Genomic DNA, 19,550 nt, shown 5'->3' on the forward strand with positions numbered 1-19,550 from the left:
CTTACTTACCGATACAAAATTGACCAAATATGGTATCCAACAGATCCTCCACACCTACAGCACCAGTTAGTCTACCCAAACTCTGCATAGCTAACCGCAATTCTTCACCACGCAATTCAGCCCATTCCATTTCTTGAGCTTTTTGCAAATGTTGAACACATTCTGTTATACCCAATCGATGTCTTACTCGTGTTAAAGGGGGTGGCCCCTGACGGGATATTAATTCTTTGGTTTTCTGAATCAATAAACTTTTGAATTTATCCATCCCCTCACCCGATTTGACGCTGATTAACACGGTTTTATCTGACTGACTTAATAATGTTTCACGTGAAACATTTAAATCAATTTTTGTTCGAACCAACAGATCACAAGATAATTCAGGGCAATCATTTTTATCCGCAGCATCCATCAAACACATTACATAATCTGCATTTTGAGCGATCTTGTAGGCTCGCTTTATCCCCTCTTTTTCAATTTCATCTTCTGTTTCACGTAACCCTGCGGTATCCACCAAGGTTACAGGAACATCACCCAATACTACCCTGACCTCAATAACATCGCGTGTTGTTCCAGCCTGTTCGGTCACAATCGCCGCATCACGGTCAGCCAAATAATTCAATAAACTAGATTTTCCAGCATTTGGTGGCCCCACAATTGCAAAGGTCAGTCCTTTTCTCAAACGTTCCCCTCGTCCTTGATCATTCAGATGGTCAATCATTTCAGAATGCAAATCAACGATTATCCTCTTCACATTCTCCTCAATCTCTTGCGGCAAATCCTCATCCGGGAAATCAATTAATGCCTCTTGAAATGCCAGCACTTCGCGCAATTGTTTTGCCCAGCCATGATACAGGTCACTTAATCCACCTTCCGTTTGTTCCAAAGCCTGTTTTCTTTGCGCCTGCGTTTCCGCCTCAACAAGATCGGCAATACCTTCCGCCTGTAATAAATCAATTCGGCCATTCAAAAACGCTCGCTTGGTGAATTCACCTGCCTGGGCAGGAATGGCACCATAAGAAACCAATACCTCCGCAACAGCATCAACCACAGCAGGACCTGCATGCAAGTGCAGTTCTGCACTATCTTCACCCGTATAACTATTAGGCCCCGGGAACCACAGCAGCAAAGCCTCGTCCAGTAATTCTTTCTGACCCTCCTGAATTTTCCATAATTTACGAACCGACGCCAAACGTGGTTGCGGCACTTGATGACACATTCTGTGTAAAATAGAATAAGTTAAAGGCCCACTCAAACGCATGATCGCAACAGCACCCCTGCCCATTGCAGTTGCCAAGGCAAAAATTGTCGTATTTGAATTTAATGAAATATTTTCCATACAATATTAACTTATCTACTTAAGATATATATTTTTTATATGGTCGTAACATAAAAAAATCTTTTAATACATACGAAAAGATAAATTCATTCATATAAAATCAATTTTCTTCAAATCAATAAACTAAATATTACTACACACATCATTGTACGCTACCTATAATAATTATAATTATGCAACTACATTGAAGGGATATAATATGCGTGACCTAACAGATAATGAAATTAACAATGTATCAGGTGCCGCTTCATTTACCGCAATTGGTTCGTTAATTGGTTCTCGAATTGGTAATAGACTAAATCAGCTAAGTAAAAATATCTCTGGAAAAGAACCAGAGAAATCATATATAACAGGTGCAATAAATATAGGTTATGGAATCGGTGAATTTCTGGATAATCTTAATAATCGATCTGTTTGGGGGGATGCATGGAATAACACTCAAACAGGTATCACTCAACTTATTAATGCAGCCGTGACGAATAGTCTTAATGATCTGAAGATTTTACTTCCCGCTTAAATTTTAGAGACAATCCCCAATAGAATAAATTGATAAATAAAATAAATTATCTTAATTTTGTAAATTGCTACATTTACAGAAATAAATTTCAGATTTTTATAACACCATGGGTTTTATATCTTTTCATTCTCCAGTCGGTGATCTTAGTATCGCTGAAAATGATAATCTTATCGTCTCAATTGATTGGGGCTGGGGTAGTCTTGAAGAAAAAACACCCTTATTGGAGGAGGCAAAAAACCAGATTGCCGCGTATTTCAATGGTAAACTAAAAAAATTTGATTTACCCATTCTATCGCCTGGAACAGCCTATCAACAACAAGTCTGGGAATTTTTGCAAACTATTCCCTTTGGTACGACAAAATCCTATTCCGAACTCGCCAAAATAATAGGAGGAAGTGCCCGTTCCATTGGAAATGCAAACGCCGCAAATCCAATTCCCATTATCATTCCATGTCATCGTGTCATTGGTAAACGAACTTTAGGTGGATATTCTGGAGGGGAAGGGATTAAAACCAAAGAATATTTATTGAATATTGAAAAATTATTTAACACACCTTAATCAATATCTCTATAATTCAGGAAATATAATAAATACATAGGATTTATTATATTTCCTAATGTTCAATACTTTTTACGATCAAGTATTCATAGCATCAAAAAAATCTTGATTGTTTTTGCTGTATTTCAACTTATCAAGCAAGAAATCCATTGCATCCATCGTTCCCATTGGCGCCAAGATACGACGAAGCACCCAAATTTTTGACAAGCTCGAACGATCCACCAATAGCTCCTCCTTACGGGTACCGCTTTTAGTAATATCAATCGCAGGAAAGGTTCGTTTATCAGCAAGCTTACGATCAAGAACAAGTTCAGCGTTACCGGTTCCCTTAAATTCCTCAAAAATAACCTCATCCATACGACTACCCGTATCGATCAGTGCCGTTGCGATAATGGTTAAGGAACCACCCTCTTCAACATTACGCGCTGCACCAAAGAAACGTTTTGGACGTTGCAACGCATTGGCATCCACACCGCCAGTCAGAACTTTACCTGATGAAGGAACAACAGTATTGTAAGCCCGAGCCAATCGCGTAATGGAATCAAGCAAAATCACAACATCGCGTTTATGTTCAACCAGTCTTTTTGCTTTCTCCAAAACCATTTCCGTAACCTGAACATGACGATGCGCAGGTTCGTCAAAGGTTGAGGAAACAACCTCACCTTTGACTGAACGAATCATATCCGTAACCTCTTCCGGACGTTCATCAATCAGAAGAACAATTAAGACAACCTCGGGATGATTGGTTGAAATTGCTGTTGCTATATTCTGCAACATCACGGTTTTACCCGTTCTCGGCGGGGCAACGATAAGCGCACGCTGCCCCTTACCAATGGGTGTTACCAAATCAATAACTCTGGGTGTAAAATCCTTATTTGGATTCTTGCTTTCCATTAATGATGGAATTTCCATCTGTAACCGTTCATTTGGAAATAGGGGGGTCAAATCATCAAAATTGATACGATGACGAACCACTTCCGGATCCTGATAATTGATTGTATCAACTTTCAGCAAGGAAAAATAACGCTCCCCATCTTTTGGAGCGCGTATTTCACCAGAAACAGTATCCCCTGTCCGCAAACTAAAACGGCGTAACTGTGCGGGAGAAACATAAATATCATCCGGTCCTGGCAGATAATTGGATTCAGAGGAACGTAAATATCCAAAACCATCTGGTAGAATTTCCAGAGTTCCCTCTCCATAAATAGCTTGATTGTTCTCAGCAAGCTTTTTAAGGATGGCAAACATCATATCTTGTTTACGGAGTGAGGACGCGTTTTCAATCTGCAAACTTTCTGCATAATTGAGCAGTTCTGCTGGAGATTGCGCCTTGAGTTCGGCAAGTTGCATAGATGGAGGCTCTATATAATAGAAAATTAAATCATATAAATAAGGAAAGGAAATATGGCGATCAAATACTTAAACATTTTACCAAATTGTATATTGATCCTTTATTCATACATTTCAAAACAAAAACGTAAAAATAAAATACACATTTCATACGAAGGAAATTTTGATATATATATATCAAATATAAGATTGGATTTATAGATAAAAAGATCAAAAACGTCAAGAACTTTAATTTTTAAATAAAATTGAAAAATAACTATTTTTTTTTCAAAAAGCCATTTAAGTTACAATTCCATTTATTTGCTGTAAAATCCAGAATCATTTAAACTCAACCAAACGATAATTTTGTTGATTTTTTATTTCAATCAAGTTTTTAGGAGAGAAACGTGGGGTCCCAAACAGGTTCATCCTTTAATAGTTTAAGACAGGGTCCTGATGAACATGGACATTTTGGAAAATATGGGGGAATGTTTATTGCCGAAACACTTGTCCCTTTAATCCTTGATTTGCAAAAAGCTTATCAATCCATTCAGAAAGATCCTGAATTCCAAAATGAATTGACCTACTATTTAAAAAACTATGTTGGAAGACCCAGCCCATTATGGTTTGCAAAACAATTAACAAATCTTGCCAATGGTGCAAAAATCTACCTGAAACGTGAGGATCTCAACCATACGGGGGCCCATAAAATTAATAATGTCATGGGTCAAATCTTGCTGGCCAGACGCATGGGCAAAACACGCATAATCGCTGAAACCGGAGCTGGCCAACATGGTGTTGCAACAGCCACAGTCTGTGCACTATTTAATATGGAATGTGTAATCTATATGGGCAAGGTTGACATTGAACGTCAGAAACCAAATGTTTTCCGCATGGAACTGTTGGGCGCAAAAATCATTCCTGTCACCGCTGGCAATGCCACATTAAAAGACGCCATCAATGAGGGGTTAAGAGACTGGGTAACAAATGTTCATAACAGCTATTATCTTATGGGTACAGCTGCCGGACCTCATCCTTATCCCATGATGGTCAGAGATTTTCAATGCATTATTGGCAATGAAGCCAAAAAACAGGTTTTGGAAGCGGAAGGGAAGTTACCCAATAAAATTATTGCTGCAATAGGCGGCGGATCAAATGCAATTGGTATTTTTCACCCTTTTCTGGATGATCCTACCGTATCCCTAATTGGTGTTGAAGCGGGAGGAAAGGGGCTGGATAGTGGAAAAACCGCAGCCTCTATTGAACGGGGATCATCAGGGGTATTGCATGGTAACCGTACGTATCTGTTACAAGATGATGATGGTCAAATTACTGAACCTTACAGTATCAGTGCCGGACTGGATTATCCCGGAGTGGGTCCTGAACATTCCTGGTTACATGATCTGAAACGAGTGGAATATGTTGCCATCAATGATGATGAAGCAGTTGACGCATTTCAGAAATGCACAACCAAAGAGGGAATCATCCCGGCCCTAGAAAGCTCTCACGCTCTTGCTCATGCATTGAAAATTGCTCCTGCCATGAAGTCAGAAGATATCATCATTGTCAATCTATCGGGTCGAGGCGATAAGGATATTGATAATATCGCAAATTATTTAGGAGTAAAATTATGAGCCGTATTGCCACCTGTTTCAAAACTGTTAGACAAAAAAAACGTGGAGCTTTTATTCCTTATATAGAATCTGGTGACCCTGATTACCAAACCGCCTTAAATATTCTAAAGGCCATGCCATATGCAGGCGCGGATCTGATTGAAATTGGTATCCCCTTTAGTGATCCCATGGCAGATGGTCCAACAGTTCAGGCAGCTGCCAACCGTTCGTTAAAAGCCGGAACCAATATGCAAAAAACATTGCAAATGGTTCGGGATTTTCGTCAGGACAACCAAACAACCCCTATCATTTTAATGGGATATGTTAATCCAATCGAACATTATGGATACGAACGTTTTTGTCAGGATGCCGAACAGGCTGGTGTTGACGGTCTAATCATTGTTGATATGCCTCATGAGGAATTAGGCTGTATTCTACCATATGCGGGAAAACATCATCTTGATGTTATTCGACTGGTAACCCCGGTCACTCCCAAAAACCGTTTGGAAAAAATTCTTAAAGATGCCAGTGGTTTTATCTATTATGTCAGTATTACGGGAGTGACAGGCACCAAAACCGCGTCCCAGAAAGATCTGGAAAAAACCATTCCCATCATTCGTTCCGTTTCCGACCTCCCTATCGCAATCGGGTTTGGAATTTCAACAGCTGAACATGTTCAAAACGCTATAAAACATGCAGATGCTGCCGTTGTTGCCTCAGCTTTATTAAAAACACTGGAATCAACCTTAAATCAGGACTATCATTCTACTGATACAACCATTGAAAAAGTTATCCAGCATGTTGCGCTCCTGTCAGCGAATACCCTGTAAAACAGGTTTATAAATTAATCATCATCAATGAAAGATCAGTTATGAGTTGGCTTACGGAATATGTACGTCCCAGAATTCAAGGATTTTTAAAAAAAGATATACCTGATAATCTGTGGACCAATTGCGATGCCTGTGATCAAATGCTGTTAATCAAGGATTTACAAAAAAACATGAATATCTGTCCGCATTGTGGACATCATATGCGTGCATCTGTGAAACAGCGTTTGGAATGGACTTTTGACCAGGATTCCTATACTTGCATAGAGCTCCCCAAAATGCCTGTAGACCCCTTAAATTTCAGGGATAAAAAACGTTATACCGATCGACTAAAGGAAAACCGCGCAAAATCACAACTTGAAGAATCAATTGCCGTCGCACATGGTACCATTCTGGAACAAAAAGCAGTGGTGGCCGTTATGGCCTTTGAATTTATGGCAGGCACAATGGGGGCCGCCTTTGGTGAGGGTTTCCTTGCGGCAACCCGTCTTGCCCTTTTACAACAATCCCCTTTAATCATATTTACCGCATCAGGGGGGGCCAGAATGCAAGAGGGAATGATTAGCCTTATGCAGATGCCCCGTACCGTCATCGCTGTTGAAATGCTGAAAGAGGCCAAAATTCCCTATATCGTCGTCTTTACCAATCCAACAACAGGCGGGGTGACTGCTTCCTTTGCAATGTTGGGGGATATCCACATCGCAGAACCCAATGCATTAATCGGATTTGCAGGTCCACGTGTTATTGAAAATACTGTTCATGAAAAATTGCCAGAAGGATTTCAACGGTCAGAATATCTTCTTGATCACGGCATGATTGACATGGTTATTAAAAGAACAGATATGCGAGAAACGCTTGCCAATCTCATCAGCCTGTTATGTAACACAAATACACAAACATCCTAGCTTTTATGAATTCTCCTGTTTTAACCGAATTTACTGGACGCTCAGGCCAAATACTCGAGCGACTTAACAAACTATATCCCTCTTTGATTGATCTATCCCTCAATCGATTGAAACGGTTGCTAAACGATCTGGGAAATCCAGAGCGGCATCTTCCCCCAACAATTCATGTGGCCGGTACGAATGGAAAAGGCAGCACCTGTTCCTTTTTGCGTGCCATAGGCGAAAAAGCGGGATGGAATGTTCATGTTTCAACTTCACCCCATCTGATCAATGTCACAGAACGTTTTCGAATTTCAGGCCATCTGGTTGATGAAGCAGAATTATCAGATACCTTGTCCTACATTGAAAAAGTTAATAATCAACAACCCATCACAGTTTTTGAAGTTCTAACAGCCACCACTTTTTGTCTATTCGCGAAATATCCAGCTGATCTGGCAATTATTGAAGTAGGATTGGGTGGACGCTTTGATGCAACAAATGTCATATATCCCATTGCCAGCACCATCACCTCCATCTCAATGGATCATGAAGCTTTTCTTGGCAACAGTCTTGTAAAAATTGCTAGGGAAAAGTCTGGAATCATCAAAAAATCCATACCTGTTATAACTTATAATCAATCCCCAGAAGTATTGAACATTTTACAGGAAGAAGCTCAAGCCAAGAATGCCCCACTTTTTATCCAGGGAAAAAACTGGACTATTGAAAGACAAGGGGATTATCTTGTCTATAATGATTCCAAGGGAACGCTTCAATTACCTCTACCCAGTCTAATGGGATTTCATCAGGTTAATAATGCAAGTTTGGCGATTGCCACTTTACGTGCAACCCAACTTGCCGTGCCAGAATATGCATGGCAAGGTATTGCAGAGGCACAATGGCCGGCACGTTTGCAACGCTTACAAGGAACATTGACCAAATATATCACTTCAGAAACAGAGTTGTGGCTGGATGGAGGACATAATGCCGATGCTGGGCAAATCCTTGCCCGATTTATAAAGTCTAAATGGCAGGATAGACCCCTTCATCTCATTGTTGGCATGAAAAACAATAAAGATTCCAATGCATTTCTTGCCCCTCTTATCCCGTTATGCACCTCTATACAGGCTGTGGTTGAACCTGATCAACATATGGCCATGTCCATTGATAATATTATCCAGGCTTCTAAAAATCATGCCATTAGCGGTGGAACAATTAAGAATGCTTTAATTCATCTTCAACAAACAGAAAAAAAAACTTACAGAGTCCTTATTTGTGGAAGTCTTTACTTAGCAGGAAGTGTTTTACGTCAAGATGGATGGAAACCTGTTTAAGGCTTATTTATATAACTATTTATAATTAATCTTTTATTTTCTTTTAAAGATATGTTTTTTACTTTTAGTACAACTATACTTTACCAGAAATAGCCCAAATAAGGCCATTTCTTGCTTGATATTTCATATCTCCTGAAACCATATTAAAAAAATAAAATTAAATAAATAAAATATTCCTTCAGGAGATTACTAATGAACACCCAGCCTACAACCTATGATCTTTTAATTGTTGGTGGTGGCGTCAATGGAACAGGTATTGCTCGCGATGCAGCAGGACGAGGATTAAAAGTTTTACTCGTTGAGAAAGATGATCTGGCAAGCCATACTTCTTCTGCAAGCACAAAACTAATTCATGGCGGATTGCGTTATCTTGAATATTATGAATTTCGCCTGGTTCGGGAGGCCTTACAGGAACGTGAACGTCTTCTTAATTTGGCCTCTCATATTATACGTCCTCTTGAATTTGTTCTTCCTCATCGAAATTCCATTCGACCAGCCTGGATGATTCGAATCGGATTATTTTTATATGATCATTTGGCAAGCCACCCAAAATTGCCTAACTCCAAATTAATCTCATTACAAACCTCTCCATATGGACAACCTTTACGAAATGACATCAAAAAAGGCTTCACCTATGCAGATTGCGCCGTTGATGATAGCCGTCTTGTTGTATTAAATGCAAAAGGGGCCTCTATGCTGGGTGCCGACATTCGTACTCAAACAAAATTTGTGGATGCCAAACGCTCAACAAATGAATGGAGTGCAACAATCCAAGATAATAAAACCCAGAAAAAAACAACCATAACAGCAAAAGTAATTGTGAACGCAGCCGGACCATGGGTTGCAGAACTTTTACAAGACAAACTGCATGTTCAAAGTAAAATGAATGTTCGGCTTGTCAAGGGCAGTCATATTGTTGTCAAAAAACTTTATGAAGGTCCTCAAGCCTATATTCTACAAAATGATGACAAACGGATTGTATTTGCCATTCCCTACCACGAAGAATTCACATTGATTGGCACAACAGATATTTCCTGGGATCAATCTCCAGATATTTTACCTGGGATTAATGAAAATGAAACCGAATATCTATGTAAATCGGTGAACGATTATTTCAATAAGAACATTGCTCCAAAAGATGTAATCTGGAATTATTCTGGCGTTCGTCCATTATATGACGATGCTTCCAGCAATGCTTCAGCAGTAACCAGAGATTATCACCTCGATTTGAATGAGGAAAACAGTCAGGCACCTTTACTCTCAATCTTTGGCGGGAAAATTACAACCTATCGCCGTCTTGCAGAACATAGCATGGAAAAACTAGCCAAGTTTTTCAAATATACCCGCCAAAATTGGACGGACAAAGAACCTTTGCCAGGTGGAAATATTACCGATGGCAATTTTGATTTATTTTATAAAGATTTTCGCAATACTGTTTCCTTCCTTGATGAAATCACTGCCAAACGCATTGCACACAGTTATGGAACAGATGCCATAAACATTATTCACAATGCCAAAAGCAAGACGGATATGGGTATTGATTTTGGCCATGGTTTGACACAACATGAAGTTGATTACCTTGTCGAAAAGGAATGGGCCATGACTGTAGAAGACATTTTATGGAGAAGAACAAAACTGGGATTATATTTCACCCAAGAAGAGCAAGGAAAACTGGCTCAATATTTACAAAAGTCTCAATAACCTCCCCCCCAGAAAGTCAATAACATATGCAAAATACAAAAAATCTTATAGGAGAGCTCATTTCTGAAGCGATTGCAGTTACAATTATCATATTTATTGGTTGTTCAGCAGCAGCAATGCTTCTTATGTATGATCCAAGTCCTTATCAAAATGCCTATTGGGGTGTTGCGATCTCCTGGGGATTAAGTGTAACTTTCGCGATCTATGTTACTGGCAGCATAAGTGGCACCCATGCCAATCCTGCTGTAACACTAGCCCTTGCCTTATTCCGGAATTTTTCCTGGAAAAAAGTCCCCGCCTATATAATCGCCCAGGTTTTTGGCGGGATTTGCGGTGCAGTTCTTGTTTATTGCATGTATTATTCAGTTATTGACCATTATAATGTTGTCCATCACCTGACCCGCCCATTGGGCGGTGGGGCTGGTGTTTTTGTCACATCACCCGGATTAACAGTCACACCTATCCATGCTTTTTTTAACGAAATCCTTTTAACTGCATTTTTGGTTTTCAGTATTTTTGCCATTACTGATGAATACAATACCATTGCCCCACAAGCAAACAGTGGTGCACTGATTATCGGTTTTGTAGTTGCTGCTATTGGTGCATCGGCAGGATATCTTGAAGGATGGGCGATCAATCCCGCACGTGATCTTGGTCCTAGAATATTCATCTATTTGGCTGGCTGGGGACCTTCTGCCTTTCCTGGTTTACCCTCTTATTGGTGGGGTCCTATTTTCGGCCCACTCCTAGGCGGTGTCATGGGTGGAGGTGCCTATCAATTATTCATTAAACCCTTTTTATCTCGTACATCATAACCTAATTACAAAGCGGATATAATTTCCATGAATAAAGCTCATTATATTATTGCCCTTGACCAGGGCACAACATCTACACGTTCAATTATCTTCAACACACGGGGCCAAGAAATATCGCTCAGCCGACATGAATTTACCCAGCATTATCCTCAACTTGGATGGGTTGAACATAATCCGGAGGACATCTGGAGTGATACTGTATATACAATTAAAAACGCCATTGCCAAAGCTTCCCTTGAAGGTAAAACCAGTAAAATTGCCGCCATAGGCATTACCAACCAACGTGAAACAGTTGTTATCTGGAACCGTAAGACGGGCAAACCTGTTTACAATGCCATCGTATGGCAGGATCGACGGACAGCAAATTCATGCAGAGCTTTAAAGGAAGAAGGGCTGGAAAAAACAATCTATGAAAAAACAGGCTTACTTCTTGACCCCTACTTCTCCGCGACAAAAATTGCCTGGATATTGGATAACATCCCAAATGTAAGATCTGAAGCAGAACGCGGTGAACTGGCTTTTGGTACAATTGACAGTTTCCTTTTATGGCGTCTAACTGGCGGCAAAGTTCACGCAACAGATGCAACCAATGCCAGTCGAACCCTGCTGTTTAATATACAAACACAATCATGGGATCCGGAACTACTCAAAATCTTTAATATTCCCGCCTCTATTTTACCTGAGGTAAAAGATAACAGTACTTTGTTCGGCACAACAGACCCTGCCTTGTTTGGTAATTCAATTCCCATTATGGGAATGGCGGGGGATCAGCAAGCCGCATTAATCGGTCAAGCCTGTTTTGAACCCGGCATGGTTAAGGCAACCTATGGCACGGGATGCTTTATGCTGTTAAACACAGGGGACAAAATCGTAACCTCCCAAAACCGCATGCTCACAACAACGGCCTATCGCCTAAATGGTAAACCAACCTATGCACTTGAAGGATCCATCTTTGTTGCTGGTGCTGCAATCAAATGGTTAAGGGATGGTATCGGAATCATCACCCATGCCTCACAAACCAATGATATGGCAACCAAGGTTAACGACAACCATGAAGTATATATGGTTCCAGCCTTTGTCGGATTAGGTGCCCCCCATTGGGAACCTGATGTCAAGGCAATCATTACTGGATTAACCTTCAATGCGACAGCTGCCCATATAGCCCGTGCCGCACTAGAATCCATTGCCTATCAGACCTATGATCTTGCCGAGGCAATGAAAAAGGACAGTCTTGAAGAAATTTCATCCATCCGTGTTGATGGCGGAATGTCAGCGAATGACTGGTATTGTCAATTCCTGGCCAGTATTATGAATACAACCGTCGAACGACCCGCTTATATTGAAACAACCGCAATGGGAGCTGCCTATCTTGCTGGTCTTGGGTGCGGTATATGGAACAATATCGAAGATATTACGACCAACTGGTCCGAAGGTAGCACTTTCAAACCGGCAATGGAACAAGCAGAACGGGAAAGAAAACTCAAAGGTTGGCGACTAGCCTTTAAAAAAGCTTTACTGAAAGAATAATTTTTTCTCATGCCTTTATCCTTATAAAGGCATTTTTCATTTTTTATTATTGGGAATTGAGATACAAACCAGACATAAAAAAATTAAACCAATTCCTAACCAGCCAAAACCTGAAAATTTTTCCCCTACAATTATTACGGCAAGAAATGTTGCAATAACAGGTTCCAACAAGGTTATCAAAGTTGCCATGCTTGTTGGAACAAAGGACAAGCCGTAACCAAAACAAAGATAACCAATAAACATGGGAATAGTCGCCATATAAATTCCAACAGATAAATTGCTCCATGAATTCAAATATGTTCCGCCCGTTATCAATAAAACTGGTAACAGCAAAAGACCACCAACCCCGAAAATACTTCCCATCGCTGCCTTTGATGGAATTTCATGATGTATCAAATGTCTTGCAACCCATGTATAGAATGCATAGGTAAACCCTGCCAACAATCCCAATAAAATACCCAGACTGATTCTTGCAAAGGATATTGGGCTATATAAGGTATGTTGGGCAGAAAAACAGAGCAAGATGATACCTGATACTCCCATAAAGGCACCAATAACCCATTGTAGGGTGACTTTGAAATGATCCATTATGTTTTCAAGTACAGCGGAAAAAAATGGTGCTGAACCAATTGAAACAACTGTTCCAACCGTAATACTGGCAACCCGCATCGAACCATAAAAAGCCAAAGGGTAAAACATAACGGCAAGGGCACCCAATATAATCCAACCTTTTTGACTATATAATTTCCCCTGATAATTTTTTAGACATGGCAAGGCAATCACTGATTGCAACAACCCACCGATACCCATAGCACCTGACCCAATCGCAAGCGCACTCACTTCAGGTGCAAATTGAGCGGCAACCCCTGTTGTCCCCCATAAAACAGAAGCCATTAAAATAGAGATTATCCCTATATATTTTTTTCCAATATTCATATCCGTTTTTTTACCGATAACTGATTGATTTTACTATCCATTGCAATTCGGCACCTGTTCAATACAATTTTTCAAAATAAAAATAAAATTCATATGGATAAAAAAAAGAGATTATCCTCTTCAGATAATCTCTAATCGCAAACCGATTTAATTCATAATAAATTTATTGTTTGCTCTTATCTACCTGAGTGTTCAATTTCTTTCCATTGGATTGATAGGTCTGAAAAGCATTTTCTGCACTCCATCCTCCTCCCAACGTTCTGTATAAAGTTGAAAGACTCTGCATATATTGAAGACGTGCCTGAATAGATGAAACTTGGGCGGTCAATAATGTTCTTTGCGCTGTTAATGTGCTGATATAACTATCAATTCCATTTCTGAACCGGGCATAGGACAAACGGTAATCTGTCTGGCTTGCCTTGACATTGTCAGATTCAGCTTTCCACTTTTCTTTTAATGTTGTTCTGGCTGCCAAAGCATCAGCAACTTCCTTGAAAGAAGATTGTATCACTTTCTGATAATGAGCGGCGGCGGCACGTACTTTAGCTTTTGCTGTTCTCAATTGTGCCAGATTTTGCCCCTCATCAATTACAGGTACGGTAATTTTCGGCATAAATGTATAAGCCGCAGAATAAGGCCCAAACATTTGTGCAAAAGTTGCTCCTGCCGTACTGCCTGATGTTGTTAGCTGAATGGATGGAAAAAAAGCAGCTCTGGCATATCCAACATTCGCATTGGCTTCTTTAAGCTGATGTTCTGCCAATAAAATATCCGGACGACGTTCGAGAAGATCCGATGGCATACCCGACGCCACCTCTGGCATTGAAACAAAATTATCCAGAGAGGGATTAGGACCGGCCTTTTGCAAGACAGATTGTGGAATAGGCTGACCAATCAACAAAGTAAGGCTGTTCAGATCATTGGCAACCGTTTTTTGATAAACCTGCTCCTGACTTCGGGCTTCTTGCAACAATTCTGTTGCTTGTGCCACAGCTTGGGCATTTTGTTGACCATAGGTATGCATTCCTTGAATTAATTGTAAATTCCTTTCACGATTATGCAAGCTTTCCTGAACAGTACGAAGACTGTCACAATCCGCAAGCCAGGCCATATATGTATTAGCAACCTCGCTAATCAACGAAATTTGCACAGATAAAGTACTCTCTACCTGCTGCAAGTAACTTTCCCTGGCCGCTTTCGTCAAACTCCGAACATGATCGAATATATCAATTTCATAATTTGATACACCAAATCCCGTTGATAATTGGTTCCAATGCGTATAGCCCCGCATACCGCCCAAGGTTTTTCCCGGACTCGTTTGATAGGAAGCCCCCGCAGAATAATTTACTGTTGGAAATAAATCACCTCTTTGACGCATGTAACTGGCATGGGAAGCCGTAATATTCTCGATTGCCTCACGTAAATCACGATTATTAGCCAGAGCCATGGAAATCAATTCGCTCAAGACTGGATCCCGGAAAAAAACCTTCCAACCGACATTATAGGCTTGTGGCAAATTTGAATCCTTGGGCAAGGGGGCCCCATAAGCGGGTCCCATTGGCCATTGCTGGGAAATTGATGCATCTGGGCGTTTATAATCTGGAACAAGATTACAGGAGGTCGTTGAAAATATCATTAAAGCTAAAGTCATGGATTTAAGCGTTGACCGAAATGACTTTCTTATTTTCATCATTATTTTACTCTCCTGTCTGTCCAGCGGTTGCATCAACATTCTTATTATTTAATGGATGAGGACGCACCTTGAATAATCCCAGAACGACAATAAAAAATACAGGGACAAAATAGAGGGCCAACAAAGTGGCTGTAATAACACCACCCACCACGCTTGTACCAATGGCCACGTGACTTGCAGCACCCGCCCCTTTTGCAATTGCCAGAGGAACAGTTCCGATCACAAATGCCAGCGAGGTCATCAGAATAGGCCGAATACGTTCACGTGCAGCCATTATCGCTGATTCCTCCAATGTTTTTGTACCAGTATCATAATGTTCCTTAGCAAATTCAACAATCAGGATGGCATTCTTGGCCGCAAGCCCCACGGTTGTTAACAACCCAACCTGGAAATAAATATCATTATCTATTCCACGCAGATAAACCGCTGCCGCCGCTCCAATAATTCCCAAGGGAACCACCAGGATAACGGAAAAAGGTATAGCCCAACTTTCATACAAAGCCGCCAATGATAAAAAGACTGCCAAAATAGAAACAGCATATAGTTTTCCGGCTTGTCCAGAGGACTTTTCCTGTTCATATGACATGCCCGTCCATTCATAGCCTATTCCCTTGCCAAGCTCATTTGCATAACCCTCAATGATTTTCATCGCTGTACCATTACTGATACCAGGAGCTCCCTGCCCCATGATTTCAAAAGATGGATAACCGTTATAGGTCTCCACTTTCTGAGGAGCCATTTTCCATTCACCATCAACAAACGAGGTCAAGGGAACCATCTTGCCATTATTATTCCGGACAAACCAACGCCTTAGATCATCAGGCTTCATTCGCGACTTGACATCTCCTTGTACAAACACGTGTTTTACACGGTCACGCAAGTTAAATAATCCCGCATCAGAAGATCCCAAAGCAATGGATAATGTTTGATTGATACTGTCAATACTAACCCCTTGGGCATGTGCTTTATCACGATCAATATTGAAATAATATTGCGGGGCAATAGGCAACCCATTCGGACGAACGGCAACGAGACGATGATCCGCACTGGCTTTTTTTAACAAAGCGTCCCTTGCCTTCATAAAGGTAATGGTATCCAGATGTCCACGATTTTGCAATTCAAAGTCAAACCCGGTTGACGAACCTAAATCCATAACGGGAGGCGGAAGAAATGCCAACACATTGGCGCCGGGGATAGAAGACAATGCATGCATCGCCCTTGTTGCGATAGCTTGAGCGGTTGCCCTGGAATCGCTGCCCCTTTCATCAAATTCTTTCAAACGGGCAACACCAAAAGCTGCACTCTGAGCCTGACCACCAAAATTGAACCCAATCGCCGTAAAAACAAACTTGATATATTTATTCTCATGCTTAACAAAGTAATCTGTCATTTTCCGGGTGACATTCGATGTCATTGCGGCTGAAGATCCAGGACTCAATGTTGCCTGCATGTAAACAACCCCTTGATCTTCATCAGGTAAAAACCCTTCGGGTAAAATATAAAAAACACATAATCCGGCAACCGTAATGAATACATAAATAATCATGGTTATACGTGAATGGTGAATCATATGCTTCACCCCTCGAATATACCCATCGACCATTTTATCAAACCCGTTATTAAATTTCGTAAAGAACCAACCGTGCTGTTCCTTTTTTTCCTTAGGTTTTAAAACCGTTGCACACAAAGCGGGGGTAAAAATCAATGCAATGACAACAGAAAGAGCCATCGCTGCAACAATGCTAATTGAGAATTGCCGATAAACCACCCCGGCAGAACCGCTGAAAAAAGCCATGGGAATAAAAACAATGGATAAAACAAGCGCAATACCAACCAGGGCCCCACTAATCTGATCCATGGAAATTTGAGTGGCCTTTTTAGGAGAACAATGTTCCTCCTCCATAACACGCTCAACATTTTCCACGACCACAATCGCATCATCCACAAGCAACCCGATGGCAAGCACCATAGCCAACATTGTCAAAGTATTGATCGAAAATCCAGCAAAAAACAGGATTGCGAATGTTCCCAACAAAACTACGGGAACGGCAATTGCAGGTACAAACGTCGCCCTAAAATTTTGCAAGAAAACATACATCACAACAATAACCAGCAAAATCGCAATAACAAGAGTTTCAACGACCTCTTCCATTGATTCAATAATATATGTCGAGGTATCTTGTGGATATAAATAGGTTGTATTTGCTGGAAAATACTTGGATAATTCTGCAATCTTATTATGAATATCTTTTGACAGCGCCAACTGGTTGGCCCCAGAAGCAAGCTTGACACCAAAAGCAGCAACAGGCTGATTGTTAATCATACCAATTGGCTGATAAGTCATTGGTCCCAATTCAACCCTGGCAACATCTTTCAATCGGATACGTGCACCGTTTACCTGTGTTTTAACAACTATATTCTGAAATTCCTCTGGTGTGACCAAACGTCTTACACCACCTGTATAAATATCAGAACGCTGGTTAGGCAAAGCTGGCAATTTTCCAAATTCACCCAAAGGCTGTTCCGAGTTCTGGGAACCAATTTCATTCATCACATCCGTTGCATTAAGCTGATAATCATGCAGCTTATCTGGATCCAACCAGACACGCATCGCATATTCTGATGAAAAGGCTGTATAATCTCCCAACCCGTTCAATCGGGTAACGGGATTCTGTATATCACTTGCCAATAAATCTCCCAGAGCTCCCTCATCCATGGATTGATCAGAAGATTGAACGGCAAAAAACATCATGTAACTTTTATTGGATTTCGAAATACGAATTCCTTGCAACGCAACCGTTGATGGTAACAATGAACGGGCAACATCAATACGGTTCAATACTTGAACCTGTGCAATATCCGGACTGGTACCCTGTGCAAAGGTGAGGGTAACCAATGCGGTTCCATCAGCATTAGCGGAAGTGGAAATATATTCTAGGTTATCCAAACCGTATAGATTTTGACTGATTGGATCAACAACCGTTCTTTGAACCGTATCTGCGGTAGCACCTGGATAGGTAAAACTTAATGTAATTGGTGGAGGGGCGATTGAAGGCCATTGTGCAATAGGCAGGCTTATAATAGAAATTGTTCCAATCAGTGAAACAAGAATAGCAATAACCCAAGCAAAAATCGGCCTGTCAATAAAAAAACGCGACAATGACATGTAAAAATTCCAATTATAACACTTTAATTAGGGACCTCTGCCGTAATCGTCCGTCCTTCTTTAGGAACGACTTTTTGACCTGGCCTATATGAAGTTGGATTACTAACAAGAAGATGATCACCATCTACTGGACCTTTTGTAACAACCCAGTATGTATCCTGAATACGTTGTAATTCTACATTACGTCTTTCAATAACATTATCCTTGTTAATAATATAAATATAGGGAGCATTATCCAAACCACGCATAATAGCTTCCTGAGGGATTAAAAAGGCCCCTTTCTCATATCCTTCATGCATAACAGCACGAACATACATGCCTGATAACAATAATTTATCAGGATTACGTATGATTGCCCGCTGAATAACAGATCCTGTTTCCTGATCTGTCACAACTTCGGTAAATAATAAATTCGCCTGTAAGGGATAACGAGAACCATCTTCTAAAATCAAATCAATAGGAACATGGGCTGCCCCACGTAAGGTCTGTAATTTTCCATTTTCCTGTCTTGAACGTAAACGCAACTGTTCTGCGGTAGGTTCAATAATATCAACAAAAATTGGATCAAGTTGCGTAATGACAGCGACTGGATCGGCCTGATTAACAGACATTAATGCGCCCTGCGTTTGGATAGAACGACTTATCCTTCCAGAAATGGTGGCATTAATTCCCGTATATTCAAGATTAAGTTCAGCCTGTCTTACTGTTGCTTTATCACTTTCAATATCAGCCTTAGTTGCTTCTTGTGCAGCAAGTGTATCATCATAATCCTGACGACTGACAGCATCCATATTTTTCAATGGGCCATATCTTTTTAACTTCAAAGTCTGGGTGCGTAATGTCGCCAAATCACGGTTAAGCTTACCCCGCGCCTCATTTAAAGCGGCTTGATAGGGTCGAGGATCAACCTCATAAAGCTGTTGTCCCTTAATAACATCCGTACCTTCTTCAAATAACCTTTTATAAAGATATCCATTTACCTGAGGACGAACCTGTGAAACGCGCATCGGAGAAACACGCCCAGTCAGCTCAACTAAATTCTCAACTTCTTGAGTATGAACCGTTACAAAATTCGCACTAGGTATGGGTCGAGCAGGTTGCTGTTTTTTACATGCATTAAGTGGCAATAATAAAGCAAATAATAAAGCATATTCTTTATGCCATTTTGTAAAGAAAGAATCTGTTATTGTCACTTCTCTTCCCTATTTCCTTAAAAATCAAGATAAATTTACTGTTGATTATCTATAAATAAAGTAAATTTTAAATTATAATATGAACAATTTAAGCTTATTCACTTAATAATATACATAATATTG

Annotated in this window: 15 protein-coding genes; 9 read left to right on the top strand and 6 right to left on the bottom strand. The window is 40.5% G+C overall.

Translation table 11 applies throughout. The annotated features are described in order from the left end of the window. Position 1: 1 nt before the first annotated feature. Complete coding sequence (mnmE, locus tag GN303_RS08530) at positions 2-1,336, bottom strand: tRNA uridine-5-carboxymethylaminomethyl(34) synthesis GTPase MnmE (RefSeq protein WP_110439157.1); 1,335 nt, start codon at positions 1,334-1,336, stop codon at positions 2-4. Positions 1,337-1,535: 199 nt separating this feature from the next. On the opposite strand from mnmE, the gene GN303_RS08535 reads away from it, so the two are divergent. After that, on the top strand, positions 1,536-1,853 hold the full coding sequence (locus tag GN303_RS08535) for a hypothetical protein (protein WP_110439158.1): 318 nt from the start codon (positions 1,536-1,538) through the stop codon (positions 1,851-1,853). Between the two features lie 106 nt (positions 1,854-1,959). Continuing rightward, positions 1,960-2,412 (top strand): methylated-DNA--[protein]-cysteine S-methyltransferase, encoded by a 453-nt coding sequence (locus tag GN303_RS08540; protein ID WP_110439159.1) that lies wholly within the window; start codon positions 1,960-1,962, stop codon positions 2,410-2,412. 78 nt (positions 2,413-2,490) lie between these two features. Here GN303_RS08540 and rho read toward each other — a convergent pair whose 3' ends face one another. Then, a complete protein-coding gene (gene rho / locus GN303_RS08545; RefSeq protein WP_110439160.1) occupies positions 2,491-3,762 on the bottom strand; it encodes a transcription termination factor Rho in 1,272 nt (423 codons plus the stop codon). Between the two features lie 386 nt (positions 3,763-4,148). Here rho and trpB point away from each other — a divergent pair, with 386 nt between their 5' ends. The 7 genes from trpB to glpK all read left to right on the top strand — a co-directional run bounded on the left by trpB (position 4,149) and on the right by glpK (position 12,439). Continuing rightward, positions 4,149-5,375, top strand: coding sequence for a tryptophan synthase subunit beta (gene trpB / locus GN303_RS08550; RefSeq protein WP_110439161.1), 1,227 nt, complete (start codon positions 4,149-4,151; stop codon positions 5,373-5,375). Next, complete coding sequence (gene trpA, locus GN303_RS08555; RefSeq protein WP_110439162.1) at positions 5,372-6,184, top strand: tryptophan synthase subunit alpha; 813 nt, start codon at positions 5,372-5,374, stop codon at positions 6,182-6,184. The genes trpB and trpA overlap by 4 nt, the downstream gene beginning before the upstream one ends. A 41-nt stretch (positions 6,185-6,225) precedes the next feature. Next, positions 6,226-7,086, top strand: a complete 861-nt coding sequence (accD, locus tag GN303_RS08560; protein ID WP_110439163.1) for an acetyl-CoA carboxylase, carboxyltransferase subunit beta — start codon at positions 6,226-6,228, stop codon at positions 7,084-7,086. Positions 7,087-7,091: 5 nt separating this feature from the next. Beyond that, complete coding sequence (locus GN303_RS08565; RefSeq protein WP_110439164.1) at positions 7,092-8,396, top strand: bifunctional folylpolyglutamate synthase/dihydrofolate synthase; 1,305 nt, start codon at positions 7,092-7,094, stop codon at positions 8,394-8,396. A 192-nt stretch (positions 8,397-8,588) separates the two neighbouring features. Beyond that, positions 8,589-10,097 carry a glycerol-3-phosphate dehydrogenase gene (glpD, locus tag GN303_RS08570; RefSeq protein ID WP_110439165.1) on the top strand — a complete coding sequence of 503 codons (1,509 nt, stop codon included), beginning with the start codon at positions 8,589-8,591 and terminating at the stop codon, positions 10,095-10,097. A 26-nt stretch (positions 10,098-10,123) separates the two neighbouring features. Continuing rightward, positions 10,124-10,912: an MIP/aquaporin family protein gene (locus GN303_RS08575; protein ID WP_110439166.1), complete on the top strand. Its 789-nt coding sequence runs from the start codon at positions 10,124-10,126 to the stop codon at positions 10,910-10,912. Between the two features lie 27 nt (positions 10,913-10,939). After that, entirely contained in the window at positions 10,940-12,439 is a 1,500-nt protein-coding gene (gene glpK / locus GN303_RS08580) for a glycerol kinase GlpK (RefSeq protein WP_110439167.1), read from the top strand. A 36-nt stretch (positions 12,440-12,475) separates the two neighbouring features. Here glpK and GN303_RS08585 read toward each other — a convergent pair whose 3' ends face one another. The 4 genes from GN303_RS08585 to GN303_RS08600 form a co-directional block, all read right to left on the bottom strand. Further along, positions 12,476-13,333, bottom strand: a complete 858-nt coding sequence (locus GN303_RS08585; protein WP_230873114.1) for a DMT family transporter — start codon at positions 13,331-13,333, stop codon at positions 12,476-12,478. Positions 13,334-13,538: 205 nt separating this feature from the next. Further along, on the bottom strand, positions 13,539-15,068 hold the full coding sequence (locus GN303_RS08590; RefSeq protein ID WP_158523887.1) for an efflux transporter outer membrane subunit: 1,530 nt from the start codon (positions 15,066-15,068) through the stop codon (positions 13,539-13,541). Between the two features lie 4 nt (positions 15,069-15,072). Further along, positions 15,073-18,234 (bottom strand): efflux RND transporter permease subunit, encoded by a 3,162-nt coding sequence (locus tag GN303_RS08595; RefSeq protein WP_110439170.1) that lies wholly within the window; start codon positions 18,232-18,234, stop codon positions 15,073-15,075. Between the two features lie 23 nt (positions 18,235-18,257). Then, positions 18,258-19,427: an efflux RND transporter periplasmic adaptor subunit gene (locus GN303_RS08600; RefSeq protein WP_110439171.1), complete on the bottom strand. Its 1,170-nt coding sequence runs from the start codon at positions 19,425-19,427 to the stop codon at positions 18,258-18,260. Positions 19,428-19,550 lie beyond the last annotated feature (123 nt).

Source organism: Commensalibacter melissae, from assembly GCF_009734185.1.
GTDB lineage: Bacteria > Pseudomonadota > Alphaproteobacteria > Acetobacterales > Acetobacteraceae > Commensalibacter > Commensalibacter melissae.